Genomic DNA, 26,049 nt, shown 5'->3' with positions numbered 1-26,049 from the left:
CGAATCATGCAAGAGGAGCCGGGGCGATGGTGACGGGACAATGCCAATGTGGGGCGATCAGTTACGAAGCGACCGGCGATCCGGCCTATAGCGCGCTGTGCCATTGCGCCGATTGTCGTCGCAGCGCTGGCGCGCCGATGGTGGGATGGGCGCTGTTCCCGGAAGAAGCGGTAACGATCAGCGGCACACCACAGCTTTACCAATCATCGTCAAACGCCACGCGCCATTTCTGCGGCACATGCGGCACAGGGCTGTTCTACACCAACCCCGTCGTTTTTCCCGGCTCCATCGATATTCAGACCGGCACGTTGGACGACCCAGCCGCCTTACCGCCACAGGTGCAAATCCAGATGGCTGAAGCGGCGCCATGGGTCGGAACGGCGCATGCCTTGCCAACATTCGATCGCTATCCCGAAGGCCCCTGATCGGTTTTCCATTGGTGGCGCATAAGAAACGGTTCGTCGGCATGGCCGGAACGGGGGCATTGCCGTGTCGGTTTTGTCTTCCACTCCCGACGATAGAACGGGACGTATCTTTGGAAGGATGATCCCGATGAAATCCATTATGCTGGCCAGCGTTGCCTTGTTGAGCTTTACCGGCCTTTCCGGCGTCGCGACGGCGCAGACGATGCCCGACCAGGTGCCTGGCGCGGCGATGCCATCCCCTGAAGCTACGCCGCCCGCACCTACCGATGGAAGCATGCCGCCGCCGCCTGCGCCCGATGGTGGCCCCGGCATGGCTCCGCCGCCGCCGCCCGGTAACGCACCGGCCACGCCACCGCCTGCGGACCCCAATGCCGGACAGCCAGCCGGGCCTGTTCCTGACAATGTAGGCATGGCACCTGCGCCTGCCGGTGCGCCCAAAGACGCGGCTGCGCCGATGGGTTCTTCGGCAAATCCGGTAACTGTCGGAGGAAACGTCACGCCTCCACCTACGGAGGCAAAAGACTATCCGGTCTGTTCGCGCACCGTCACCGATAGCTGCGTCAATCGCAGCGAAGCGCGCAAAGGCCGCAAGCGTTAATCGGTAATATGGGCTGGCGGCTATCCATGCAGTCAGCCCATAGCTTATGAGACATAACCCGCTTGCACGGTGACTGGCCATCGAATCGGCTTTCGCCCATCAGGCTCACTCCACAGATAGAGAATATCGATAGTGTGCGCCGCCCCTGTCGAACCGGTTTGGGGCAAGGCCGCTCACACCATCAATTCTCCGCGCGCAGCAATGTCAGGCGCGCCTTGCCGACGTCTCTGACGACATCGATGGCAAAGCCTTTCACTGTGACACTCTCTTTCAGATCCGTCTCTATGCTGATCCAGGTGGCCGCGCTGGTCCAACCCAGCCGGGACAGTTTGTCGAGCGCGACCTGGCCAGCGCCCGTGCCATAGGGCGGGTCCATGAAGATAAGGTCCAGCGGTTTGGATATGCTGCCGAGCGCGAGCACGCTGGAGGGGCGGATATCCGGTTTGATGCCCAATCGCTCGCCATTGGCGCGGATGGAATCGAGGGCGGGTTTGTCCTGCTCCACGAACAGGCAGGACGCGGCCCCGCGCGATAGTGCTTCGAAACCCAGCGCGCCCGATCCGGCAAAAAAATCACCGACGGCCAGCCCCTCGAAAGACCCAAGACGGCTGACCAGCATGGAAAACAGCGTTTCGCGGGTGCGGTCGCCAGTGGGGCGAGTGACATCCCCCTTGGGCGCGGTCAGGGGGCGGCCACGCCATTGGCCCGAAATGATCCTCATGGCTTGTCTTTCAGGCTCTTGCGGAAGAGGGCGAGATCATGCTCGTTAATTTCAGAGACCGCTCCAACCGGCAGGTCATCGAGCGCGAAGGGGCCATAGCTGGTGCGGATCAGGCGATTAACCTGAAGCCCAAGATGTTCGAGTACGCGACGCACTTCGCGGTTCTTGCCTTCGGTCAGGGTCATTTCGATCCACTGATTGGCGCCGGTACGCCGTTCCAGATTAGCCTCGATCGGGCCGTAGCGAATGCCCTCGATCTCAATGCCGTCGAACAAATCCTCCAGCTGCTGCTGGCTGACTTCGCCAAAGGCACGGGCGCGATAGGTGCGCGGTACGCCAGAAGAGGGCAGTTCCATCTGACGTTTGAAACCGCCGTCGGTGGTCAGCAGAAGCAGCCCTTCGGTGGTCATATCCAGCCGCCCGATCGGCATGACACGCGGCATGTCGGCAGGCAGGCGATCGTAGATGGTCGCTCGCCCGGCCGGGTCGCGCTCCGTCGTCAGGCAGCCGGTCGGCTTGTGAAAGACGAATAGTTGCGTCGGGGGCGGGGCCATGATCGGGACGCCATCCACCGCGACACTGTGCAGCGACGTCAGCAGGGTGGCTGGCGTGTCGATGGCGATGCCGTTGATCGTGACGCGCCCTTCCTCGATCAGCCGTTCGACTTCGCGACGCGACGCGACGCCGGCGCGCGCAAGTAATTTGGCAATACGCTGGGGTTCGCCTTTGCCGGTTTCGGTCGCGGCGGCGCGTGCGGGATGCGGATTGGCCGGGGTGGCGGATGCAGCGCCCGACTTGCGCGGGGGTTTGCGCGACCATGGTTTGTCGCCGGTCGCCACGACGGTGGACGCGAACTGCCCGATGCCGGATTTTCCACCATGCGCTCTGGCGGCCTGTGGTTGGGTTGGACCGGACCTGTCGGGTGCGGGGCGAGCAGCACCGGGCCTGCTACGTTCAGCGCGAGGTGTGTCGCTACGGCTGCGCTCCGAGCGGGGCGCGTCAGCTCGATTTCGTTCCGTACCGGGACTGCCGGTCTTGCCATGGGGCCGTCCGTCCGCTGTTGGTCGGGATTTGCCAGGGCCATCCTGTCCAGTGCGTTGGTCGGTCGAACGGGCGCGGTCGGGCCTGCCATGATCGGAACGGCCGCGATCTGATCGGGGCTGATCCGAACGAGACTGTGGGGATCGGCTTTGATCGGAGCGACCGGGACCGGCACGGCTCTGATCCGAACGACGCTCACCGGGCGCACCGTCTGCCTGCGCAAAGCGAGGCTTGCCGCTGCGCCCCTCGGTCGGGCGGGGACCGGCACTACGCTTTTGTCCGGCGCCGTCCCGTGGCGCATTAGGGTGATTGCCAGGGCCTGCAGGACGTTTGGGACCACCGGGGCCGGACCGACGCGGCGGCCCTGATTTTTTTGGCGGTTCCAAGACGAAATTCCTTTTTTCGGGTGCCGACTCCCCCCATTTGGGTACAGAGTCAGCGATAAGCTAAAATATGTCGTCCCGCCGCTTGATGGAGCGTGCGAAACGATGCGCTGCGGCAACCAGGCGCGGAGCGAAGCGTTGACAGATTGCATGGCGGAAACAGGGCGGACTTGGCAAATGTTTTTCGGACTGGTGAAGGGGGGAGCCGTCGGAAAGGTGCGCCGCAAGGTGATACACAGCGTTCTGGTGGTCGAGGACGAGCCTTTGGTCGCGTTCGACAATGAACATACGCTGGAGCAGGCCGGATACAGGATTGCCGCCACGGTGGACGAATATGACCATGCGGTTGTCGTCATCGACGGCGGGGGTGTCGATCTGGTGATCGCCGACGTGGCTTTGCATGGTGAGAGAAATGGTGTCGATGTCGCGCGCCACGCCCATGCCAAAGGGCTGCCGGTTCTTTTCGTGACGGGTAATTGCCCCATCGATGCCCGTGCGATTGCGATGGGATGTCTGGCCAAACCCTATGCGCCCCGTGATCTGATCGCGGCGATCGGCGTGATCGACGCCGTACTGCGTGGCGCACGGCGGCGGCCGCGGATGCCGGTCGGCCTTAGCCTTTTCAACACCGAATAACGTTTCGGCGCAGCGCACGCTTGCCAGCGTGGCAGGAGGCCATATGGTGGCGCGCGACAGAATATAGGGGACGCGCACCATCATGACCGATGCCATACAGGGCAGCCGCTGGAGCGATGCGCTCAAACCCTATGTGCAGAAAGGACCGCTCGCAGCCTTCTTTCTGGGCGTATCATCGGGCTTCCCCTATGCGATGATCGGCGCGACACTGACCACGCGGCTGGCGCAGGACGGCATAGACAAGAAAGCCGTAACCGCGTTCACGCTGGCATTCCTTGTCTATAATCTCAAATGGTTGTGGGCATGGGTTGTCGATGGCGTGCGGTTGCCGGTCATCGGACGACTGGGACAGCGCGTGTCCTGGCTGATCGTCGCCGGGGGGCTGGTCATGGCGGCTGTGGTCAATCTGGCGCTGGTCGATCCGGCGTCCGGCCTGCTTCAGACTGCCTATGCTGCTATACTGGTGGGCGCGGCGGGCGCGACGTTCGACATTGTGATCGACGCCTATCGGATCGAAATGCTCAAACCCGAACAATTGGGTGTCGGGTCGGGCATGTCGCAATATGGCTGGCGCATAGGGTCAGTTGCTGCAGGCGCGCTGGCGCTGATATTGGCGGCGCGGATTGGCTGGCAGGGCGCTTACATGGCATGTGCAGTGTTTGCCTTGCCTGCGATGTTGACCGGATTGATCCTGGGCGAACCGGCGCGACATCGCGATCCCGTCGCACGGCGCGGCTTGGGCGAAGTGTGGCAATCGATCGCGGGGCCGTTGGTTGAGTTTTTCCAGCGGCGCGGTGCGTTTCTCGTTCTGCTGTTCATCCTGCTGCACAAGATCGGCGACACACTCGCGAACCTGACCTTTCGGCTGTTGTTCGATGATATGGGATATAGCAACGACGAGATTGCGATCTACGACATCGGCATAGGTTTCTGGGCCTATCTGATCGGGATATTCATCGGTGGCATCCTTTATGCGCGCATGGGGATGAAGCGGTCGGTGCTGCTCAGCCTGATCCTGATGGGCGTGTCGAACCTCAGCTTTGCCGCGCTGGCGGCGCTGGGGAAAAGCAATTGGGGCATGGCGGGCGCGATCGGCTTTGAAAATTTCGCCAGCGGCATCGGCGGCGTAACCGTGGTCGCCTATTTCTCCGCCCTGTGCGATCTGCGCTTTACCGCAGCCCAATATGCGCTGATTTCGGCGGCAGCGAGCATCGTCGGACGGTTTTTGACCGGAACGACGGCAGGGACGATGATCGAACGGTTCGGTTATACCGATTTTTATCTGCTCACCACGGTTCTGGCCGTGCCGGGTATTGCTCTGTTCTGGATGATGATGCGCGCCGGATTGATCGACGCCAGCGTGGGGAGCGCAGCGAATGATCCGGGGGATCAGCCTTCGGCATAAAGATCAAGCGGGCGGCCCAGGTCATGATGGGCCTGCGCCACGGCCTGAAGACAGGTCAGCGCCCCCAATGCGTGATCGTTGCCGAGCAGTTGACTGACCTGTTCAAAGGCGGTGGTCGGATCGTGCAAGGCATCGCTCGTCGCCTGCATCATCAGCGCTTCGTCCGAAGTCATGCGCGCGCAGCAGCAGGGAGCGACCAGAATTTTGCGACTGGAGGCGCGTGCGAGTTCCAGCATCATCGCGCGCATCAGCACTAGCGGGCGGCGGTAGCTGCGACCGAAAGCGCCAAGCATCGCGTTAGCGGCATGGGCGTCGTTGACCCCGGCGCTCGCCATGCGGCGCATGACGAACAGGAATAGTCGGTTGCCATAACCGCCCGGAATCGGCCGGGGCAGGTCGAGGGGGGATGTCTCTCCATAAGCCATAGGAAGCACCTTCTGCGTTGAACTCATGAACGCAGCCTAGGCTATTGCGAGTCAATCGCAAGTAGAATCAATCGGGCAATTGCTCGTTCAGTCGCAAAATTTCGCCCGCCAAGTAGAGCGAGCCTGCAATCAGCAGCTTAGGCACTGGATCACCTTGCTCCGCTATGGCGCGAATGGCCGCAGTCGGTGTGGAGTGGGCAGTGCAGCCGATATCCCATTGGGCTGCAATCGCGGCGAATCGGTCGGCGTGATGATGGTCGTGGCCGGGGACCGGCAGGGCATGGATATGGGCGATCCGACCCGCAAGCGGCGCGAGGAAGGCTTGCGCACCCTTGTTGGACAGCATGCCGATCAACAGTTGGAGCGATTGCCCCTCCAGGCGATCTTCGGTGAAAAAGGCCCCGATCGCTTCGCCAGCACCAGCATTATGTCCGCCGTCAAGCCAGACGCATGTTGCCTCCGGCAACGGCGCCAGCAGCGGGCCATGGTCGAGCCGCTGGAGCCGGGCGGGCCAGTGCGCCCAAAGCGGTGCGGCCTTCAGCGCGGATTCGGAGATCGGTATGGCGCTCTGATGCCGCAACATGGCGAAAGCGAGAGCGGCGTTCTGAACCTGATGCGCGCCAGCCAGTCGGGGAAGCGGCGTGTCGATCCGTCCTTGTTCATCGCGATAATGGAGCCGGTCGCGATAGGCCGCAGCGTCCCATCCATCGCCCTGCCCGATCCAGCTTGTGCGGGCGGCGGCGACTGCTTCCATCATCACCGGGAAGAGGGATGGCGCGTAGCGTTGTGTGACCAGCGGTGCGCCATGCTTGGCAATGCCCGCTTTTTCAATGGCAATGGCTGTCAGCGTGTCGCCCAGAAATGACTGATGATCAATGCCCAGTTGGGCGATCCCGCATATCACGGGATTGGGAATGATGTTGGTGGCGTCCAGCCGTCCGCCAAGGCCGACTTCGATGATGCAGGCGTCTGCACGATGTTCGGCAAACAGCAGGAAAGCGGCAGCGGTCGTGACTTCGAAGAAACTGGCGCCGATTCCTTCGGCAATGTCCAATACCCGTTCGAGCGTTCGGGCCAGCAAATCATCGGAGACAAGCTGTCCCGCAATGCGGATGCGTTCGTTGAAACGGACGAGATGGGGGGAGGTAAAGACATGGACGCTTTTGCCATCCGCCTCCATTGCCGCGCGCAGAAAGGCGCAGGTGGAGCCTTTGCCGTTGGTGCCAGCGACGTGGAAGACGGGGGGCAGGGCGCGATGCGGATCGCCCAGCCGCTCCATCAGCTTGGCTATCCGCTCCAGCCCCAATATGTCCGCTCCGGGGGACAAAGACCAAAGCCGGTCAAGCTGCGCCTGAACCTGCGGGTCGTCCGAAACGGCGTTGTCAGCCATGGTGCTCGCTCAGGAAATTGGCAGGGTCAGGCAGCAACGCGGGGCGCAAGATAGCCGATGACACGGGCCAGCGTATCGCGCAGTTCGCTGCGGTGGACGACCATGTCGATCATGCCATGGTCGAGCAGATATTCGGCGCGCTGGAACCCTTCGGGCAATTTCTCGCGGATCGTGCTTTCGATCACGCGCTGGCCTGCAAAGCCGATGAGGGCATTGGGTTCGGACAATTGCACGTCGCCCAGCATGGCATAGCTGGCGGTGACGCCGCCGGTCGTGGGATCGGTCAGCACGACGATATAAGGCAAGCCAGCGGCATGCAGTTTGCGGATCGCTACTGTCGAGCGGGGCATCTGCATCAGCGACAAAATGCCTTCCTGCATCCGCGCGCCACCCGCAGCGGTGAAAATGACATAGGGGCATTTGTGGGCGATGGCATCATTGACGCCCTGAATGAAGGCAGCGCCGACACCCATGCCCATGGAGCCGCCCATGAAGGCGAAATTCTGCACGCCCATGACCAGTGGCACATCGTCGATTGCACCACGCGCGTTGATTAGCGCATCCTGATCGCCGGTTGCGGCACGAGCGGCCTTGATCCGGTCAGGATAGCGTTTGGAATCGCGGAACTTGAGCGGGTCTTCCTGCACCTGCGGCGTTGGCAGCAGGATGAAACCGGCGTCGAGAATCTGACCGAATCGTTCCGACGGCCCGATGCGGCCATGATGGTCGCAGCGCGGGCAGACGGAGAGGTTCTCCTCCCACTCCTTGATGAAGATCATTTCCGAACAGGACGGGCATTTGTGCCAAAGCGTTTCGGCGGAGGTTTCCTTCTTGACGAAGGGCAGGGCGTTGCGGACGCGGTTGATCCAGCTCATGCGGCGGTCTCCCGAATTTGGGTGTTGAGAGCACCGCGCAGGGCGGCAACGAATTGCTGAACGAAGGGCGCGGCGGCGCTGCCGTGGCTACCGACAATATCGACGATGGCTGAACCGACGACCACGCCGTTGGCGATGCGGCCGATCGCGGCGGCCTGGTCAGGCGTACGCACGCCGAAGCCCACGGCGATGGGCAGGTCGGTTGCGGCTTTCAGCTTGGTGACGGCGAGTTCGATGTTAGTCTGCGCCGCCTGCTGTTTGCCGGTGATCCCGGCAACCGAAACATAATAGACGAAACCGCTTGCGCCGCGCAGCACGGTCGGCAGGCGCGCTGCGTCGGTTGTAGGCGTGGCGAGGCGAACGAAATGGACGCCCGCCGCGCGCAGGGCAGGGCCGAGTTCAGCGTCCTCCTCTGGCGGGAGGTCGACGCAGATCACGCCATCGACCCCAGTGGCTTTGCACTGGTCGGCAAACCAGTCGCCACCGCGTACCAGCATTGGGTTGGCATAGCCCATCAGGACGAGCGGTGTTTCGGGATGACGCGCACGGAAATCGGCGGCGAGGGCGAAGATGTCCTTCGTCTTGGTGCCCGAACCCAGGCTGCGCAGATTGGCCAGTTCGATTGCCGGCCCGTCCGCCATCGGATCGGTAAAGGGCATGCCCAGTTCGATGATGTCCGCGCCGCCCTCAACCAGCGCGTCGAGGATCGCAGGCGTCGATGCGACGTCCGGGTCGCCCGCAGTGACAAAGGTGATGAGTGCGGCGCGGCCCTGAGCCTTGCAGGCGGCGAAGCGAGTGGCGAGGCGATCCTGCTGTATATCCATGCTCACATCTCCACTCCCAGCGCGTTGGCGACGGTAAAGATGTCCTTGTCGCCGCGACCTGACAGGTTCACGACGATGATGCGATCGGCGTCCATGGTCGGCGCGATTTGTTCGGCAGCCGCAATGGCGTGAGCGGATTCGAGCGCAGGGATGATGCCTTCGAGCGCAGACAGCTTCTGGAAGCTGGCGAGGGCTTCGTCGTCGGTGATCGGCTTATACTGGACGCGACCGATTTCATGCAGCCAGCTATGTTCTGGGCCGATGCCGGGATAGTCCAGACCCGCCGAAATGCTGTGCGCTTCGGTGATCTGGCCGTCTTCGTCCTGAAGCAGATAGGTGCGGTTGCCGTGCAGGATGCCGGATGCGCCGCCAGCCAGCGAGGCGGCGTGCTTGCCCTGCAGCCCTTCGCCCGCCGCTTCGACGCCGACCATCGCGACTTCGGGATCATCGAGGAACGGGTGAAACATACCGATTGCGTTGGAGCCACCACCGACTGGCGCGATCAGCATGTCGGGCAGACGCCCTTCTGCTTCCAATATCTGGGCGCGGGTTTCCTTGCCGATGATCGACTGAAAATCGCGCACCAGTTCTGGGTAAGGATGTGGGCCAGCCGCCGTGCCGATGATGTAGAAGGTATCGGTCACGTTCGAGACCCAGTGACGCAGGGCGTCGTTCATCGAATCCTTGAGCGTGGCAGAGCCGGAGGTCACGGGGATGACTTCCGCGCCGAGCAGCTTCATGCGGAATACGTTAGGCTTTTGCCGTTCGACATCCTTGGCGCCCATGAAGATCTTGCATTCCATGCCGAACAGGGCGGCGACGGTCGCGGTGGCGACGCCATGCTGGCCTGCGCCGGTTTCAGCGATCACCTTCTTCTTGCCCATGCGGCGAGCGAGCAGCGCCTGGCCAATGCAATTGTTGATCTTGTGCGCGCCGGTGTGGTTGAGTTCTTCGCGCTTCAGGTAGATTTTCGCGCCCTTGCCCGCAGGGGCATCGGCACGCAGCGCTTCGGTCAAACGGCCTGCATAATAAAGCGGGTTGGGGCGGCCGACATAGTGTTTGAGAAGATAGTCATATTCCTCCTCGAACGTCGGGTCGGCCTTCGCGGCTTTATAGACTTTTTCCAGCTCCAGGATCAGCGGCATCAGCGTTTCGGCGACATAGCGGCCACCGAATGCGCCGAAATGGCCGTTGGCGTCGGGCTGCGATCGCAGGCTGTTGGGCAAGGTGATAGTGTCAGTCATGATGTCGGTCTTTCCGGGACAATGATGGGGCATTCGCTTCGGTTGGGGGAAGCGATCAGCGCCATCGTTGTCCGATGCGCGGGGCTGGTCTGGTCAGCGTCAACATTGGCTCACCGCTTTGCAGAAGGCCATGATCTTGTCCACACTCTTGATACCCGGCGCGCTTTCAACGCCGGACGACACGTCGATAAGGCGTGCGCCGGTGATTCGGACGGCTTCGGCGGCGTTGTCGGGGGACAGCCCGCCTGACAGCCCCCATGGGCTGGCGATGTTCAGGCCGCGCAGCAGCGTCCAGTCGAAACGCAGGCCCATGCCGCCGGGCAGCGCCGCGCCGTCCGGTGTTTTGGCATCGAACAGCAGCAGGTCGGCGGCCCCGGCATAGGCGCTGGCGGCGTCGATGTCGGCGCGGGTCTTGACGGAAATAGCTTTCCACACCGGCAGGCCAAACCGCTGGCGAATGGCGGCGACGCGCTGGGGGCTTTCCGCGCCGTGAAGTTGCAGCGCGGTCAGGACGCCAGTGGCGATGAGTTCGCCCAGCATCTCGTCTGTGGGATCGACCAGCACTGCGACCCGCTCGATCGTGCCGCCGGCATGGGCAGCGAGCGCCTGAATCTGGTCGGCCTCCACATGGCGGGGGCTTTTGGCGAAGTGAACGAAGCCGACATGGCTGGCCCCGGCGCGAACAGCGGCACCCACGGTGTCGGGGGTGGACAGGCCACAGATTTTGATCGCGAGTCGGGACATCACAGGGGCCTTAGCCGCAAAGGGTGTAGAAGGCATAGGATCGAACGCATTCATGCACTTTAGTCCGCCTGGGTCAGGTCCATGTCATGCAACGCAAGCCATTGATCGGCATAGACGATCGCGGCATTGCCAAGATAGGCATCCACCGCCGCCATGATCGCGTCGTCGCTCATCTCCTGCGGATCGAGAGGGGCATGCCAGTGAACGCGGAAATGCGGGCCGTTCGTGCGGGCGAGGTAGAAGGGCAGGAAGCGGGCATTCACTTTGCGGGCAAGGCGCAGCGCGACGGACAGGTTGCCAGACGGCGGCAGGTCGCGTCCGAAACGGGGGAACCAGACCTGCCGGTCGCGCCGTTCGTCCAGCAGGATGTAGAGGGTGGCACGCGGATTGCTGGTCAGATGTTTCAGTATGCCGCGCGCCGCGCCGTCGCCGGTGATGGCTTCGCCCATATAGCTTTCGCGGGCTTTCTTGAGCTGGGCTGCGGTCTTTTCATCCTCCGGAGGGGCATAGACGCCAAGGCCGGGGCGGTCGGTCGATGCCTTGATATGCGCGGCGAGCAAGTCCCAGTTGCCGATATGCAGCGACAAGGCGAGCAGCGGGCGGGGGCCGTCCAGCACCGCCTGATAGCCTGCTGCATCCTCGACCGAGACATGGGCGGCGTTCACCAGCCGATCGACATTGGCGAGTTCTGCCAGCGTGCGGCCGACATTCACCCAGCGGCGAGTCAGGATCGCCTCCCGCTCCGCCTCCGGCAGTTCTGGTGCCAGGATTGCCAGATTGGCGCGGGCGCGGGCGTCGCGCAGCTTCATGCGCGGGCGGGCGATGCGCAGGGAGAGCCATCCGCCCAGCCAGGATGCGACCGGCGCGGGCAGGAAGCGGAGCAGCGCGAAGAGAAAGGGGTTGGATAGCATGGCGCGGCAGTCATACAGCAGGCGGTGAGACGGTAAAGAGGGTGAAGTGATGCTTTGGGTGTGGCTGCTGCTTCAGGCGCTGACGCTGGTGGGGGTGGCGCAGTATTGGCGGCATGTGCCGACCGACCGGAAGGAGGAAGCGCCGGGCGGCGTCTCCATGCTGCTGAGCGTGCGGGACGATTGGGATGGCGGGGCGGACTTGATCGCCCGGTTGAAGGCGCAGAGCGCGCCGTTCCGGCTGGTGCTGGCGACGTCGGGGGCTTGCCCGGCGGCGGACGCTCTTGCGGCGCGGGAGGGGGACTGGGTGCAGGTCGTCGCAGCGGGCGTGGCGGATGATGAGGGGCAGAAGGTGCATAAACTGCGCGCGGCGCTGCGGGCGTTGCGGGCGGAGGACCGGTATCTGGTGTTCATCGATGCGGACATCGTGCCGCCGGTGCGGCTGGTCGGGCGGCTGTTGTTTCCGCTGGTGCGGGGGAAGGCGGATATCGTGACCGGATACCGGATGCTGTTGCCTGAAGGTGCGGGGATGGCGGCGCTTGTCGGCGCGGTGGAGATGCAGTTGGCCACTTTGCCGCGATCGGCCAGCGCGACGATGCCGTGGGGCGGGGCGATGGCGATGACGCGGGCAGTCGCGGATCGGCTGAACCTTGACGCGGTGATGGCGGGGCGATTGTCAGACGACATGGCGATCGGGCTGGCAGGATGGCGGGCGAAGATGCGGTTGCGGCCGGTGCGCGATTTGCTGGTGGCGTCGCCGGTCGCGGGGGACATGGGGAGCCTGCTGGGCTTTGGCGTGCGGCAATATCGGCATATTTTGACGAACAGCTTCGGCATGTGGGCAAGCGCTACGGCGGTCGTGGCGGTGCAGGCGGTCGGATGGCTGTGGGCGATTGGGTGGGGCGGCTGGGCGGCGGTCGCGGTCGGATATGGCGCGGCATGGGGGCGGGGGCTGATGCGAGCGCTGATTGTCGCGGCGGTGCTGGAGCCGGACCAGCGGCGGGCGGCGCGGCGGTCGTTGCTGTGGGATGCGGCTTTGCCCTTCGTGGTGACATGGGCGCATCTGGCGGTGCAGATCGTCGCGGCGGGATCGCGGCGGATCGGCTGGGGCGGATGGATCTATTGGATGCGGGGCGGCACGGTGGCGCGGATGGAGCGGGTGGCGTAGGTCACAGCGGCGATTTGGCCGAAGTTCACAGTGTCGTCGGGCAATTTCTGCGTAAAGCGACGGTAAAGCGCCTGCGAAGCGCCGCGAACGCGACACTGGCGTCACGGTCGGGTCATGATGACGCGACAGGTGCGCGGCGGTGACGCGGCCATGAAGCGACGGCGCGGCGGGCGCTGGGCATGGCGTTGGCCGGGGAGGGAGGGTGTGATCCACCGGACAGGGTAGATCAGACGAAATCCTATTTTGGAAGGAGGGAGATGGCCGATAGGCGAATGTCAGGTTCGGAGCGGCAGCATTGTGATAGCTGCCATTCCTCCGGTGTCGACTGCCGACCAACCTCGATCCCCAACATCCGCCACTATAAACCATCACCGGTAGAAGGTGCTGATTGTACGCCTCGAAAGAGACGGTGGGCAATGCGCCTTCATCATCGGCCTTTTGGCCTAACAGAGCGCAATCCCGAAACCTGCCGTTTATTGGCGGTGCGATAACAGTGATACCCATCACAACGCATCATATTCGACTTGATTGAGCCGGTACTTTGGCGGCAGATGCGCCGGTCTGACAGGGAGTGTGAAAGCCGTGATAATGTGTGGGGTTGACATAAAAGGTAAAGAAGCAATTCTCTCTATAGTCTGCTCCGACAGCGACGATAATATAGAGCATCTCAAGTGTACCACGAAGAGGCTCGCGCTAAACGATCATGAGGATGCCGCGTCCCTTGATGCCTTGATGAAAGCTATAAAGGCTTTCGCTAACGAAAATAAAATTGAAGGCTTTATTATTAAATCTCGACAAGCAACTGGACAACTTGCGGCGGGCGGGATCACCTTTAAGATCGAGGCGTTGTTTCAGCTTTCCGGCACCGAAGTCACCTTCGTAAGCCCGCCGACGCTCGCAGCTTTTGTGAAAAAGAGCAACATCGCGACACCTCCGCAGTCAGTTAAGCAATATCAAGCTGATGCTTATCGGGCGGCTGTTTGGAAGCTGGCGAAAGTCTGAGATAGATCGATGCCGATAGATAAGAGTATGCTGACGTCAAGCGTACGTACAGTGGTTGACCAGTTAGAGAGTAAGATCGACTTTGATGAAATTAACGTCAAAGGAGGTAACGGCTTTGTTCTGATAGGTAAAAATAGAATTCTTGATCGCAAGGTTGTCGTAAAATTCTACTACTGGGGAGATGGTGCGCACGCTGAGCCCAAGATGCTCAGCGATTTGGCGCATCATCATGTTCTGAAAGTAGATGATGCCGCGCCAATTGATGCGGAAGATGCCTATTTCATAACGCCCTTTTGCGAAAGCGGAGACCTTGACGATGTGATGTCAGCCGGACGACCTAGCGTGAAGCGGGCCGTTGATATCATGTTGGATGTAGCCAGCGGTGTGAGCTTTATCCATGGGAAAGGCTACATTCACCGCGATTTGAAGCCTTCCAATATATTCTGTGATGGGGACGGCCGCTTTCTTATCGGGGATTTCGGATCTGTCGTGACCGTCGGTGAGAATGGCTATGCTCAGACTGGCTCGCGCCACTCATTGCTTTATCGCACGCCGGAAGAGGCCGATTCCGGGCGCGCTTATCAGCGAGGAGACATTTATCAACTTGGCCTGGTTCTTTATCAGCTTTTAGGCGGGTATCTACCATACGATGAGACCGACTGGCTGACGGCCAAAGAAAAGGTCGAATATTTCAAGCGGGAAGCTCCCGATAATCAGCTATATGCTATCTCGATCATTGAAAACAAAATTAAAAAGGGCAAACTGATCGAACTGAAAAGCCTTCCTCCTTGGTGCCCAGCCGAATTGATTTCGGTAATAAGGAAGTGCTGCAAGGTGAGCCGTGATGACCGGTTTGAGACGGTAGCCGCGCTCATAGCTAAGCTCAATAATCTTAGAACATCGCTTCCCGACTGGCGGTTTGAACCTGAGCCGGTACTTTATCGTAGAAAAGCCAAATATCGGGTCATCAAATGTCCCGGAGGCTATGCAGTTGAGAAAATGGTCAGCGGCGCATTTGCCTGGCGAACGGAACGGGCATTAAAGCCAACCTCACTGCTAGAAGCAGTTGGGATGGCGGAGGCGCGGTGAGAGCATAATCTATCGTGCCTTGAAAGTTCCAGGCAGCCACAATTTACACGTCCGCTTTCAGGCGCGGCCGAGCCGCTGTCGAACGACCGCCAATGGCGCAAAGCCGACTCTCTAAGTCCGCTGCCACCCTCATAGTCTGGACTGGACTCCGGCCTTCGCCGGAGAGCGGTGATCGGGCGAGCGCTTGCTTGCTGCCTACTTCAAAACCCTGCCGGGAACAGATGCCGTCCAGTGTCGTCCAGCCGCAGGATGACTTTGCCCGCGACCGCACTGATCGGCAGCGGCGCGTAGAGGTGGGGAAATAGCGCCCCGCCTCGCGACTCTTCCCATTTGATCGCGTCGCGCACGGCGGCGAGGTCGATCATGGCCATTACCAGGCGGTCCTGTCCGGCGAAGTGCTTGGCGGCGGTTTCCGCTGCCTGTTCGCGGGTGGACATGTGGATATAGCCGTCGGTCAAATCGACGGGTGCTCCGTGGAACACGCCGTCGGCCTTGAACTGCGCATATTGCTCCGCCGTCAGGATTTTATAGGCGAAGAGGTCGCTCATGCGTCGTCATTGTCGCCCGGCGGGGTGGCGTCGGGGGCGGGGGCTTCGGGGGCTACGCCGGGCGGGGCGTCCTCGATCGCCTTTTCGATGGCGGCTTCGGCTTCGTTGTCCTCGATCCGGGCGGCGCTGACGACATGTTCGTTCTTGGCGACATCGAACAGGCGGACGCCCGCCGAGTTGCGGCCGATGACGCGCATGGAGTCCAGCCCCATGCGAATGAGCTTGGCCTGATCGGTGACGAGCATGAGATGATCTTCATGCGCGGCGGCGAAGCTGGCGACGACGGGGCCGTTGCGGGTGATATTGTCGATATTGGTGATGCCAAGCCCGCCGCGACCAGACCGGCGATAGTCATAGGCCGACGACAGCTTGCCATAGCCATTGGCGCAGACAGTCAGGATGAACTGTTCCGCGCCCGCGAAGGCGGCCATGCGGTCGGCGTCGAGCGTGGATTCGGCGTCATTATCCTTCCACGGGGCGGCGCGCAGATAGGCTTCGCGTTCGTCCGGGGTGGCGTCGAAGCCCTTGAGGATGGAGAGGGAGATGACGGCGTCGTCGCCCTTTAACGACATGCCGCGCACGCCGGTCGACGTGCGGCTCTGAAATTCGCGCACGTCGGTGGCGGCGAAGCGGATCGCCTTGCCCTGACGCGTGGCGAGGAGGACGTCGTCGGCTTCGGTGAGGATGGCGACGCCGATCAGACGATCGTCGCTGCCTTCGTCGAAGCGCATGGCGAGCTTGCCGTTGCTGGGCACATTGGCGAAGGCATCCATGCTGTTGCGGCGCACGGTGCCGTTCGCGGTGGCGAACATGACGTGCAGATCCTTCCAGCTATCCTCATTTTCCGGCAGCGGCAGGACGGTCTGAATGGTTTCGCCGGGGCCAAGCGGCAGCAGGTTGACCATGGGCCGACCGCGCGTGGCCGGACCACCTTCGGGAAGGCGCCAGACCTTCATGCGATAGACTTTGCCGGCGGTCGAGAAGAAGAGGACGGGCGTGTGGGTCGAGGTGACGAACAGTTCGGTGATCGCGTCCTCATCCTTGGTCGCCATGCCCGAACGGCCCTTGCCCCCGCGCGCCTGCGCCCGGAAGCTTTCGAGCGGGGTGCGCTTGATATAGCCCTGCACGGTGACGGTTACGACCATGTCTTCGCGCTCGATCAGGTCTTCGTCATCGATGCCGTCGGCGGCGGCGGTGATTTCGGACAGGCGCGGGGTGGCGAACTCGCGCTCGATCGCTTCGAACTCTTCGCGCATCACGGCATAGAGTTTGACCCGATCGCCCAGAATGGCGAGATAACCGGCGATGGCGTCGGCCAGTTCGGACAGTTCCTTGCCGATTTCGTCGCGGCCGAGCGCAGTCAGGCGATGGAGGCGCAGGTCGAGGATGGCGCGGACCTGAATGTCCGACAGCTTGTAGAATTCGCCGCTGATTTCCGTGTCGATCGCTTCGACCAGCTTGATATATTGGGCGATCTCACCGATCGGCCATTCGCGGGTGAGAAGCTTTTCGCGCGCTTCGGCGGGGCTGGACGATCCACGGATGATGCGGACCATCTCGTCGAGGTTGCTGACGGCGACGACGAGGCCGAGCAAGATATGGGCGCGGTCGCGCGCCTTGTTCAGTTCGAACTTGGTGCGGCGGGTGATGACCTCTTCGCGGAACTTGACGAAGGCCTCGATAATCTCGCGCAGGCCCAGCAGTTCGGGGCGGCCACCGCGAATGGCGAGCATGTTGGCCGGGAAGCTCGATTGCGCGGGCGTGTTGCGCCACAATTGGTTGAGGACGACTTCGGGCGTCGCGTCGCGCTTCAAATCCATGACGATCCGCACGCCTTCGCGGCTGGATTCGTCGCGAATGTCGCTGATGCCTTCGATCCGCTTGTCCTTGGCGGCTTCGGCAATTTTTTCGACAAGGCCGTTCTTGCCGACCTGATAGGGGATGGCGGTCAGGACGATCGACTGGCGACCATCATTGCGCGCGCCGCGCCCTTCCTCAATCACATAGCGCGAGCGCATCATGATCGAGCCGCGACCGGTGTGATAGGCGCTGCGTGCGCCCGACTGGCCCAGGATCAGCGGGGCGGTGGGGAAATCGGGACCGGGGACGATGGCGATCAGTTCGTCGGTCGTGATGCCGGGATTTTCGATATAGGCCAGGCACGCGCGCAGCACTTCGCCCAGATTATGCGGCGGGATGTTCGTGGCCATGCCGACCGCGATGCCGCCTGCGCCGTTGACAAGCAGGTTGGGGAAGCGGGCGGGCAGAACCTGCGGCTCGCTTTCCGATGCGTCATAGTTGGGCGTGAAATCGACGGTGTCCTTGTCGAGATCGTCCAGCAAGGCGGTCGCGACCTTGGCAAGGCGCGCTTCGGTGTAGCGCATGGCGGCTGGCGGATCGGGGTCCATCGAACCGAAGTTGCCCTGACCGTCGATCAGCGGCACGCGCATCGACCAGTCCTGCGTCATGCGGGCCAGCGCGTCGTAGATCGAACTGTCGCCATGGGGGTGATATTTACCCATGACCTCACCGACGAGACGCGCCGATTTGCGATAGGGGCGGTTGTAGACGAAGCCCGATTCCTGGGCCGAGAAGAGAATGCGGCGATGCACTGGTTTCAGGCCATCGCGCACGTCCGGCAGGGCGCGGGACACGATGACGGACATGGCATAGTCGAGATAGCTCGCCTTCATCTCGTCAACGATGCTGACGGGGCTGATGTCCGAAGGGTCGGCGAGGGTTGTCTCGTCGTTCAAGGCGATTCTCTTTTTTGGAAAGGTGGGATGCGTCTGATGTTCGCGTTAGCCGAGCGAAACAAATTTGTCACCCCTCGCGCGCACGCGCGCTCGCGTGCGGACACAAGACGGTCGCGGCGCGCGATGGAACGAAGCGGGGACATGACAGTTGCAAAATCCGCCGATATAGGCTTGTTCAATGCCTATTCACGCGCCGACCCCTAATCGGCGCTACACACCCGAAGGATCGTCCATGGCACGACTGTCAGGACGCGAGCAGGAGATGATGATCATGCGTTTTGTTACCCAGGTAGCTTTGGTGCTGGCCCTTGCGATGACGGGCGGCGCGATCAGCGCGCCTGCGTTCGCGGCCAAGAAGGAAGATCCCAAGAAGGCGACCGGCCCCAAGCTGAACGTGTCGCCCGAGGTCATCAAGTCGTTGCAGGTGGCGCAGAAGGCTGTCGATGCGCAGGATTTTGCAGGTGCCAAGGCCGCCCTTGCCGAGGCCGATACGAAGGCGACGTCGAACGACGACAAATATCAGATCGGCGCGATCAAGCTGAACACCTCGATCGCTTCGAAAGATTCGGTTTTGCAGGGAGAGGCACTGACCCAGATGCTGGACAGCGGCCTTACTCCGCCCGAACAGGCCGGTCAGTTCAATGCCGTTGCCGCCGATCAGGCGATGGGCGCGAAAAATTACGATCTGGCGATCAAGCGCGCGCAGGCGGCGTTGGCCGCAGGGTATAAGCCCGAAGCGGTCAATCCCACACTCGCTCAGGCTTATTTTGGCAAGGCGGGAACTGCCAATCCGTCCGTCGAGCCGCAGCGTTCGTTGAACCAGCAGGGTCTGGCGGCGCTCAAGGCCGGTGCCGAAGCGATGAAGGCGGCGGGACAGGCCGTGCCGGCGCAATGGTATCAGATCGGCGTGAGCCGGGCTGCGACCGCGAAGCTACCTGAAGTGACAGAATGGGCTACGCTGGCCTATAGCGCGCAGCCGAGCGGCGAAAATCTGCGCACGCTGATCCGCCTGTTCCAGCAGGCCAATCCTAATATCTCCAACCGCGAAAATCTGGACGTGCTGCGCCTGATGGCTGCTTCTGGCGGTCTGGTTGTCGCGGGCGACTTCATCGAATATGCCGAAACGGCGTCGAAGCTGGGCATTTATGGCGAGGTCAAGTCATCGATCGATCAGGGCCGGTCCAAAGGCGTGTTGAACGCCAGCCAGGGCGGAGAAACCTATCAGGCGGCGGTTGCCAAGATCGCGAGCGACAAGGCGTCCCTGCCGTCGGCCGAAGCCGATGCGAAGAAGGCCGCGAACGGCAAGATCGCCGCCGCGACCGCCGATGCCTATATGGGCTATGGCGACTATGCCAAGGCAGCCACCATGTTCGAACTGGCCAAGCAAAAGGGCGGCGTCGACGCGGACGAAGTGAGCACCCGCATGGGCATCGCCAAGGCGCTGGGCGGCGACAATGCTGCTGCCAAGGCGGCGTTCCAGTCGGTGCAGGGCGGATCGCGCAAGAAAATCGCCGACCTGTGGATCGCCTATCTGGGCACCAAGGCCGCCTGATCATGATGTGCGCCGTCGCGCAAAAGCAGGCGGCGGCGCATTTTCATTGAATATTCCATGTTTTTAAAGGGACTTCGGGGGCCATGCGGCTACGTTCGATTCTATCCAAGGGCCTGCCTGCGGGCCTGTCAGCCGTGATGCTGTTATCCACGCCGGTGATGGCGGCGAAAAAGCCCAAGCTGGATGTCGGCCCGCCGATCGCCATGTCCGACAGTTTCCGGGCCGACCTGGCGCAGGCAGAAGCAGCGATGCGGTCGGGCGACGTGACGACGGCGGGCACGCGGATCAATGCGCTTGTGCCGACCAACGATTTCGAAACCTATACGGTCGCAGGCCTGCGGTTCGAACTGGCGACGCGCAGGCGCGACGTGCAGGCGCAGCGCATTGCGCTGACAGATTTGTTCAAGACCAGCGCTCTGCCCAAGAAGGACGCGCCGCGCTTGCGCTATGTCGCGGGTTATCTGTCCTATGTCGTGGGTAATTATGACGATGCGACCGCGCAACTCGATTACGCCAGGACGCTGGGATATGACGGGGTCGATGCGACATTGTTGCGCGCCGACATCGCGCTGCGCCGGAACAAGCCCAAGGATGCACGGGTGTTCGTGCAGCAGGCGCTGGCGCAGCAGCGCGCGTCCGGCAAGCCGGTGCCTTTGCCCTGGATCGACCGGAGCATTTCTATGGCCTATCAGGCGGGTGACTGGAACGAGGTAGGCCAGTTGTATCGCGAGCGTCTGTTGCAGACCAGCGAGCGGGGCGAGTGGCGTTCGGCGCTGACCAACTATCTGGCGGCGGCGTCGGTCGATAAGGAACTGGAACTGGATCTGTACCGCCTGCAGGCCGCCAATGGCGCGATGGCCAGCGAGCGGGATTATCAGGCCTATGCCCAACTGGCAGAGAAGGCGGGCTATTTCGCCGAGGCCAAATCCGTGATCGAAGCCGGACGGAGCGCTGGCAAGCTGACGACGACGCAGCCGATCACCAGCGCGCTGCTCAAGAGCGTGACGCCCAAGGCGACGAAGGAACTGGCCGCTTTACCCGCACAGGCGAAGAAGGCGGCGGCAGCGTCATCGGGCAAAGAAGCGGTGGAAGTCGGGGATAGTTATTTCGCCCTGTCGCAATTCCCGCAGGCAGTGGAGCAATATCGTCTGGCGCTGTCCAAGGGTGGTGTAGATGCCGGTCGGGTCAACACTCGCCTGGGCGTGGCGCTGGCTCGGTCGGGGGATCTGGCCAATGGGCAGGCGGCGCTGGCGCAGGCGAGCGGAAACTGGGCAAGCGTTGCCGGTTTCTGGTCGGTTTGGGTGGCAAAGCAGAGCCAGAAAGCGGCCTGATTAGTCGGAGCGAGGCGATCTTACCGTAATCTGTTTGGTTCGGGCGAAGGCGAGAGGCTGGGCGCTGTGCTTGCGTTTCTCGACTTCGCTCGAAGCGAACGGACGTTACATGGTCGCCGGGTGGTGCTTACCATGTGGGGTGCCAGCCATCCGTCTGACCTTCGGCCTGCCACCTCTCCCGCCTGGAGAGGATTATCGCATATAGATACCCGCCAGTTTTCTGCGTCATGCTGAACAGCTTCCGGGTAACAAATAGAACGCGCATGGTGCCAGTCCTATAGCCCTGCCCGCTGGGCAGGATTTTGTATCTTATAACGGTAGGGGGACGCCGGGCAGGTTCTTCGATGTGCGGATGGTGAGGGACGTCTTGACGCTGACCACGTTGGGGGCAGGCGTCAGCTTGGACGTCAGGAATTGTTGAAAGCTCTGAAGGTCTTTCGCTACGACTTTGAGAATGAAGTCTATTTCGCCGTTGAGCATGTGACATTCGCGCACTTCGGGCAGGCCAGCGACATGATCCTGAAAGGCTTTCAGATCGGCTTCTGCCTGGCTTTTTAGGCTGACCATCGCGAATACGGTGATGGTGTAGCCGAGCATGCCGGGATCCACCACGGCATGATAGGAGGTGATCGCGCCCGCTTCCTCCAGAGCGCGGACGCGGCGTAGGCAGGGCGGGGCGGTCAGGCCGACTTTGCGGGCCAGTTCCACATTGGTCATTCTGCCATCCTCCTGCAATTCGCCAAGGATTTGCAGGTCGATGTCGTCGATATTCGCGCCGGCCATTATTCTATAATTTCCTGTCTGGTTTTCGCCCCCTATCATAATAATGTTTCAGTGCATTGCAATTGTCCCACTATGCGACGGTCATATTCGTTCGTGGACTGCCCCTTTCCCTTTGTCGAAGGAGCGCTTATCGATGGGGATAATCACTGCCGTTTTGAGCAGATAATGTGGTATGGTCGCCGCTGAATGGGGATTTTCGGTGCGTTTCAACGATCTGATGCAAACAGTGCTGGCCGCCGAGGACCGTGCCGGACTGGGTGCGGTAACGGCGTGGCGGCAATGCGTCGATCTGCTGGCGCAGCAGGATCGTGCCGACCGGCAACCCATGGCGCAGGAGGATAGCGCAAAGCTGCTCGACCGTCTGGAAAGCCTGCGGCCCAAGCTATCGGAAACGCAGCGGATTGCGACCGTAGTGGAACTGGGCGGGCGTTTGCGTTCCGCCAGCCTCGTTACCTTTTTTGCGCATGACAAGCCGTCCATTGCCGCTGCCGCCATCGCACGCGCGCACTTGCCAGATGCGACATGGGCGGCATTGCTGTCCAGGCTGACGCCGACGGCGCGCGGTGTGCTGCGCGGGCGACGGGATGTGGGGCCGCAGACGCGGTTGGCGCTTGAGGCGTTTGGTACATCCGATTTTGTGCTGACGACCGTGCGCGACGACCTGACCGGCGAAGCGGACATGCTGCTGACGCCGGAAATGGTGGCGGCCAATGACGTCGCATGTGCGCCCGATCCGGCGATCAAGGACGCGCCGGATGTGCGTGAGACGCCCGATGGCGCAGGGGATCAGGATCAGATTCGCAATCTGGTCGATCGCATCGCGCGCTTTACCAGCGCGCGCGCGGCTCCGGTGGTCCCCGCACCGGAAGAGGATTATGCGTCCGAAGTCGAGCCGGACGTCGCGCTTCAAGCCAAACCGGCGGCTGCATCGACGCATGGCTTTGCATTCGAAACCGACGTGGCGGGCATGTTGGTGTGGATCGATCAGGGGCCGCGCGCTGCGTTGATCGGGCTGGCGTTGGGCGACATCGCGCTGGAGGGCGGGAGCGGGCCGGACGGCCATGTTGCGGGGGCATTCGCGCGGCGTAGTGGCTTTCGCAATGGCCGGTTCACGATCGTTGACGGAGCCATGGCGGGTGAATGGCGCATATCCGCCTCGCCCTTTTTCGACCCGGCATCGGGCCGGTTCCAGGGCTATCGCGGGCAGGCGCGGCGACCCTATCTGCATGAAGTGGCGGGGCATCCCGCGCAGATGGCGATTGCCGGACTGTCGGCGGATTCGCTGCGCCAGCTTGTGCATGAACTGCGCACGCCGTTGAATGCGATATTGGGTTTTGCCGAGATTATCGAGCAGGAACTCTTCGGCGCAGCGGGCGTGACCTATCGCGACATGGCGGGGAAGATCGCGCTGGACGCCAGGCATTTGCTGGCGGCATTTGACGATCTGGATCTGGCGGCGCGGGTGTCGCGCGGTGAACCGATAAGCGCAGGGCAATTACTGGACCCTGCTTTGCTGGTGACACAGGTGATGGCGCGCTTTCGCGAGCAGGCCGGGTCCGGCGTAGCGCCGATCGACATATCGATGGCGCCCGATCTGCCGCAGGTACGGATCGATCCGGTGCAGGGCGAGCGGATGGTGCAGCATCTGTTGCGCACGGTGATTTCGGTTACGCCTGCGGGCGAACGGGTTACCGGGGCTTGCTGGTTTCAGCCGGGCGGTGGCGGCGGGCGGGTTGTTCTGGCGATCGATCGGCCAAGCAGCATCATGGATATGGAAGAGGCGCAACTGCTTGATCCCGGTTTCATGTCCGATGGGGACTGGCCAGATGGTCCTTTGCTGGGGCTGGGCTTTTCGCTGCGGTTGATCCGTAGTCTGGCGGGGACTTGCGGTGGTAGTCTGGACGTGGAGACAGGACGGCTGATGCTGGCCATTCCCGCAGCAGTTCCTGTCGAAGATGCCGCCGATCTGGGATGATAGCGCAACCCTATCGCAACCATTGCGCGCTAGGGACGGGGCATGACAATTTCCAACGTTCATGACGGCAATTTGTTGGCGGCGCCGCTGGCCAGCGACATGATCGCGCTCGATCCCGCCTTTGGCACCCGTTTCATGCTGTTCGTCGATACCGAAGAGGAATTCGACTGGAATGCGCCGTTCAGCCGCACCGGCCATGGCGTGACCGCTTTGCCGGGTATGGCGCGGGGGCAGGCTTATTTTGCGCAGGCCGGTGTGAAGCCGGTCTATGTCACCGACTATCCGGTGATCGAATGCGACGCAGCGGCGGCGATGATGGGGCAATGGGCCGACGATGGCGCGGCCGACATCGGCGCGCATCTGCACCCGTGGGTCAACCCGCCCCATGTCGAGGAAGTGAGCGCGGCCAACAGTTATGTCGGATTCCTGCCTGAGGCCGTCGAACGGGCGAAGCTGGAGGCACTGTGTCGCCGGATGGAGGAACGTTTCGGGCAGAGACCAATTGCTTATCGCGCGGGGCGTTACGGCGTAGGACCGCATAGCGCGCAGGCGCTTGAGGAGGCCGGTTTCAGGTTGGACAGTTCGGTGCGGAGCCGGTTCGATTATAGTCACCAGCATGGGCCGGACTTTTGCGGATTGCCGCAAAATGCCTATTGGGCGGGGCCGACGCGGGGATTGGTGGAATTGCCGTTGTCCACGGCATTCGTCGGATTGCTGCGCGGAGGCGGCGAGAGACTGTATCGCGCCGCACAGGCGGTGGGGCCGCTGGCAGGGGCGCTGTCACGCGCGCGCATGCTTAGCCGGGTGCCGCTGACGCCTGAAGGCGTGCCCGTGGGCGAAGCGATCGCAGCGATTGACGCGCTGATCGAGGAGGGTGTGCGGGTGCTCAACTTCAGCTTTCATTCGCCGACGCTGGAGCCGGGGCATACGCCCTATGTCTGCGATGAGGGCGATCGCATCGATTTTTACAGGTGGTGGGATGCCGTGCTGGCCCATCTGGCGCGGCGCGGCGTGACGTCGGCCAGTCTAAACGCGTTGCTGGCGGCAGTGCCGATGCGCGCGGAGGCTTGCAAAGCAGCGTAATGCTGCCTAATCAGCGCGCTGTTCCAGGTGGGGCCTGTAGCTCAACGGTTAGAGCTGGCCGCTCATAACGGCTAGGTTGCGGGTTCGATTCCTGCCGGGCCCACCAACGCTTCAATTCATAGAGCACATATGGTATCAATAAACCCTTCAATTTGAAGGGTTTATTGGCCGATGTTTATTCAGATCGTAGCACGACGTTTCACAATGTTGCGCGCGACTCGGGGTAAAATTGGGGGTAAAAGTAGGCCGGTTTGGGGGTAAAAATGACTCTCACAATCGCAGACATCAAGAACGCAAAAATTAAAGACCGCACTTACAAGCTCACCGACGCGCATGGCCTGTTTCTGCAGGTGTCACCAGCCGGCACAAAATCATGGCGGTTCAGATATCGGCACGGTGGCAAGGAGAGGCTGCTGAGCTTTGGCCGATACCCTCAGATCGGACTCGCTGCAGCACGAGTAGCGCGTGACGATGCCAGAGACCTTCTCTTGGAAGGCAAAGATCCCGTTCTGGAGAAAAGGCGAGAGCGGCAGCGGAAACTGGATGCCGCCGAAGCAACATTCCGCCGGGTGGCCGACGAATGGTTATCGGATCACGCGCCCCTTTGGTCGCTTTCCAACGCGACGCGCGTCCGCAATCGCTTCGAGCGGGATCTTTACCCGGTTTTCGGATCGACACCGATCGGTATGATTGAGAGCAGTGATATCCTTCGGGCGTTAAGGTCCATCGAAGCGCGCGGGGCTATTGAAACCGCCAAGCGGGTTCGGGGCTACGTTCGATCGGTCTTCAAAAAAGCCAAGGGCGAACAACTCGTGACCGTGGCGATGATCATGGAAATCGACGAACTTCGAGATGCTCTCAAGCCCGCACGGCGGGGAAGGAGGCAACCGGCTCTCACGACGATCCCTGAGCTTCTAGACCTCCAGCAATGCGTCGATCGGGCGAAATCCAGCATCGCCATCAAGCTTGCTTCTCGCCTCCTCGCGCTCACGGCCGTTCGAATCGGTGTCCTCAGGGCTGTGGATCGGCGTGCAAAAAGGACCCCGTTAGCGGGGTGATCGGCGTCTAAAAGGGACCCCTCATTTCGATGGTTTAAGCAGCCGGCTGGATTTTCAGGCGGCGAGATCGGGATGTTGGTTTTGG

At 61.9% G+C, this 26,049-nt stretch carries 24 protein-coding genes and 1 tRNA gene; 13 read left to right on the top strand and 12 right to left on the bottom strand.

Features of this window, described 5'->3' with window-relative positions:
- The first annotated feature begins 26 nt into the window (after positions 1-26).
- Together WA070_RS08595 and WA070_RS08590 are read left to right on the top strand one after the other, a co-directional pair.
- Positions 27-425: a GFA family protein gene (locus WA070_RS08595; protein ID WP_422633675.1), complete on the top strand. Its 399-nt coding sequence runs from the start codon at positions 27-29 to the stop codon at positions 423-425.
- Positions 426-552: 127 nt separating this feature from the next.
- On the top strand, positions 553-1,023 hold the full coding sequence (locus WA070_RS08590) for a Fe-S oxidoreductase (RefSeq protein WP_422633674.1): 471 nt from the start codon (positions 553-555) through the stop codon (positions 1,021-1,023).
- A 181-nt stretch (positions 1,024-1,204) separates the two neighbouring features.
- Here WA070_RS08590 and rsmD read toward each other — a convergent pair whose 3' ends face one another.
- Both rsmD and WA070_RS08580 read right to left on the bottom strand, forming a co-directional pair.
- Positions 1,205-1,744, bottom strand: coding sequence for a 16S rRNA (guanine(966)-N(2))-methyltransferase RsmD (gene rsmD / locus WA070_RS08585; RefSeq protein ID WP_422633673.1), 540 nt, complete (start codon positions 1,742-1,744; stop codon positions 1,205-1,207).
- A complete protein-coding gene (locus WA070_RS08580; protein ID WP_422633752.1) occupies positions 1,741-2,607 on the bottom strand; it encodes a pseudouridine synthase in 867 nt (288 codons plus the stop codon). The genes rsmD and WA070_RS08580 overlap by 4 nt, the downstream gene beginning before the upstream one ends.
- Positions 2,608-3,345: 738 nt before the next feature.
- Here WA070_RS08580 and WA070_RS08575 point away from each other — a divergent pair.
- The gene (locus WA070_RS08575) at positions 3,346-3,804 is read left to right on the top strand and encodes a response regulator (protein WP_422633672.1); all 459 of its coding nucleotides are present in this window, start codon (positions 3,346-3,348) and stop codon (positions 3,802-3,804) included.
- Between the two features lie 82 nt (positions 3,805-3,886).
- A complete protein-coding gene (locus tag WA070_RS08570; protein WP_422633671.1) occupies positions 3,887-5,209 on the top strand; it encodes an AmpG family muropeptide MFS transporter in 1,323 nt (440 codons plus the stop codon).
- Here the strand turns inward: WA070_RS08570 and WA070_RS08565 are convergent.
- The 7 genes from WA070_RS08565 to WA070_RS08535 form a co-directional block, all read right to left on the bottom strand.
- Positions 5,194-5,634, bottom strand: a complete 441-nt coding sequence (locus WA070_RS08565) for a DUF6628 family protein (protein WP_422633751.1) — start codon at positions 5,632-5,634, stop codon at positions 5,194-5,196. The genes WA070_RS08570 and WA070_RS08565 overlap by 16 nt on opposite strands.
- A gap of 67 nt (positions 5,635-5,701) precedes the next feature.
- Positions 5,702-7,024: a bifunctional folylpolyglutamate synthase/dihydrofolate synthase gene (locus WA070_RS08560; RefSeq protein ID WP_422633670.1), complete on the bottom strand. Its 1,323-nt coding sequence runs from the start codon at positions 7,022-7,024 to the stop codon at positions 5,702-5,704.
- Positions 7,025-7,050: 26 nt separating this feature from the next.
- A complete protein-coding gene (gene accD, locus WA070_RS08555; RefSeq protein ID WP_422633669.1) occupies positions 7,051-7,899 on the bottom strand; it encodes an acetyl-CoA carboxylase, carboxyltransferase subunit beta in 849 nt (282 codons plus the stop codon).
- A complete protein-coding gene (trpA, locus tag WA070_RS08550; protein ID WP_422633750.1) occupies positions 7,896-8,723 on the bottom strand; it encodes a tryptophan synthase subunit alpha in 828 nt (275 codons plus the stop codon). Before trpA ends, accD begins: the two co-directional genes overlap by 4 nt.
- Positions 8,724-8,725: 2 nt before the next feature.
- The gene (trpB, locus tag WA070_RS08545) at positions 8,726-9,967 is read right to left on the bottom strand and encodes a tryptophan synthase subunit beta (protein ID WP_422633668.1); all 1,242 of its coding nucleotides are present in this window, start codon (positions 9,965-9,967) and stop codon (positions 8,726-8,728) included.
- Positions 9,968-10,066: 99 nt separating this feature from the next.
- Positions 10,067-10,711 (bottom strand): phosphoribosylanthranilate isomerase, encoded by a 645-nt coding sequence (locus WA070_RS08540; protein WP_422633667.1) that lies wholly within the window; start codon positions 10,709-10,711, stop codon positions 10,067-10,069.
- Between the two features lie 59 nt (positions 10,712-10,770).
- Positions 10,771-11,622, bottom strand: coding sequence for a lysophospholipid acyltransferase family protein (locus WA070_RS08535; protein ID WP_422633666.1), 852 nt, complete (start codon positions 11,620-11,622; stop codon positions 10,771-10,773).
- 49 nt (positions 11,623-11,671) lie between these two features.
- Here WA070_RS08535 and WA070_RS08530 point away from each other — a divergent pair, with 49 nt between their 5' ends.
- The 3 genes from WA070_RS08530 (at position 11,672) to WA070_RS08520 (ending at position 14,878) form a co-directional block, all read left to right on the top strand.
- Positions 11,672-12,787 carry a glycosyltransferase gene (locus WA070_RS08530; RefSeq protein WP_422633749.1) on the top strand — a complete coding sequence of 372 codons (1,116 nt, stop codon included), beginning with the start codon at positions 11,672-11,674 and terminating at the stop codon, positions 12,785-12,787.
- A 588-nt stretch (positions 12,788-13,375) separates the two neighbouring features.
- Positions 13,376-13,789: a DUF3010 family protein gene (locus WA070_RS08525; protein WP_422633748.1), complete on the top strand. Its 414-nt coding sequence runs from the start codon at positions 13,376-13,378 to the stop codon at positions 13,787-13,789.
- A gap of 9 nt (positions 13,790-13,798) precedes the next feature.
- Positions 13,799-14,878 carry a serine/threonine protein kinase gene (locus WA070_RS08520; protein ID WP_422633665.1) on the top strand — a complete coding sequence of 360 codons (1,080 nt, stop codon included), beginning with the start codon at positions 13,799-13,801 and terminating at the stop codon, positions 14,876-14,878.
- Between the two features lie 200 nt (positions 14,879-15,078).
- Here WA070_RS08520 and WA070_RS08515 read toward each other — a convergent pair whose 3' ends face one another.
- Together WA070_RS08515 and gyrA are read right to left on the bottom strand one after the other, a co-directional pair.
- Entirely contained in the window at positions 15,079-15,426 is a 348-nt protein-coding gene (locus WA070_RS08515; protein WP_422633664.1) for a DUF952 domain-containing protein, read from the bottom strand.
- The gene (gene gyrA, locus WA070_RS08510) at positions 15,423-18,182 is read right to left on the bottom strand and encodes a DNA gyrase subunit A (protein WP_422633663.1); all 2,760 of its coding nucleotides are present in this window, start codon (positions 18,180-18,182) and stop codon (positions 15,423-15,425) included. The genes WA070_RS08515 and gyrA overlap by 4 nt, the downstream gene beginning before the upstream one ends.
- A gap of 271 nt (positions 18,183-18,453) precedes the next feature.
- Here gyrA and WA070_RS08505 point away from each other — a divergent pair, with 271 nt between their 5' ends.
- Both WA070_RS08505 and WA070_RS08500 read left to right on the top strand, forming a co-directional pair.
- Positions 18,454-19,734 (top strand): hypothetical protein, encoded by a 1,281-nt coding sequence (locus WA070_RS08505; protein WP_422633662.1) that lies wholly within the window; start codon positions 18,454-18,456, stop codon positions 19,732-19,734.
- An 83-nt stretch (positions 19,735-19,817) separates the two neighbouring features.
- The gene (locus WA070_RS08500) at positions 19,818-21,065 is read left to right on the top strand and encodes a tetratricopeptide repeat protein (protein WP_422633661.1); all 1,248 of its coding nucleotides are present in this window, start codon (positions 19,818-19,820) and stop codon (positions 21,063-21,065) included.
- A 309-nt stretch (positions 21,066-21,374) separates the two neighbouring features.
- Here the strand turns inward: WA070_RS08500 and WA070_RS08495 are convergent, their stop codons facing one another.
- Positions 21,375-21,848: an Lrp/AsnC family transcriptional regulator gene (locus WA070_RS08495; RefSeq protein WP_422633660.1), complete on the bottom strand. Its 474-nt coding sequence runs from the start codon at positions 21,846-21,848 to the stop codon at positions 21,375-21,377.
- Positions 21,849-22,020: 172 nt separating this feature from the next.
- Between WA070_RS08495 and WA070_RS08490 the strand changes: the two genes are divergently transcribed.
- The 4 genes from WA070_RS08490 (at position 22,021) to WA070_RS08475 (ending at position 25,964) form a co-directional block, all read left to right on the top strand.
- A complete protein-coding gene (locus WA070_RS08490) occupies positions 22,021-23,823 on the top strand; it encodes a sensor histidine kinase (protein ID WP_422633659.1) in 1,803 nt (600 codons plus the stop codon).
- Between the two features lie 42 nt (positions 23,824-23,865).
- Complete coding sequence (locus tag WA070_RS08485) at positions 23,866-24,906, top strand: polysaccharide deacetylase family protein (RefSeq protein ID WP_422633658.1); 1,041 nt, start codon at positions 23,866-23,868, stop codon at positions 24,904-24,906.
- Between the two features lie 30 nt (positions 24,907-24,936).
- A tRNA-Ile gene (locus WA070_RS08480) sits at positions 24,937-25,012 on the top strand.
- A 157-nt stretch (positions 25,013-25,169) separates the two neighbouring features.
- A complete protein-coding gene (locus WA070_RS08475) occupies positions 25,170-25,964 on the top strand; it encodes a tyrosine-type recombinase/integrase (RefSeq protein ID WP_422633657.1) in 795 nt (264 codons plus the stop codon).
- Positions 25,965-26,049: the final 85 nt, after the last annotated feature.

The sequence above is a fragment of the Sphingobium sp. genome (genome assembly GCF_049304695.1).
Lineage (GTDB): Bacteria > Pseudomonadota > Alphaproteobacteria > Sphingomonadales > Sphingomonadaceae > Sphingobium.
This window is presented reverse-complemented; position numbering and strand designations above follow the sequence as displayed.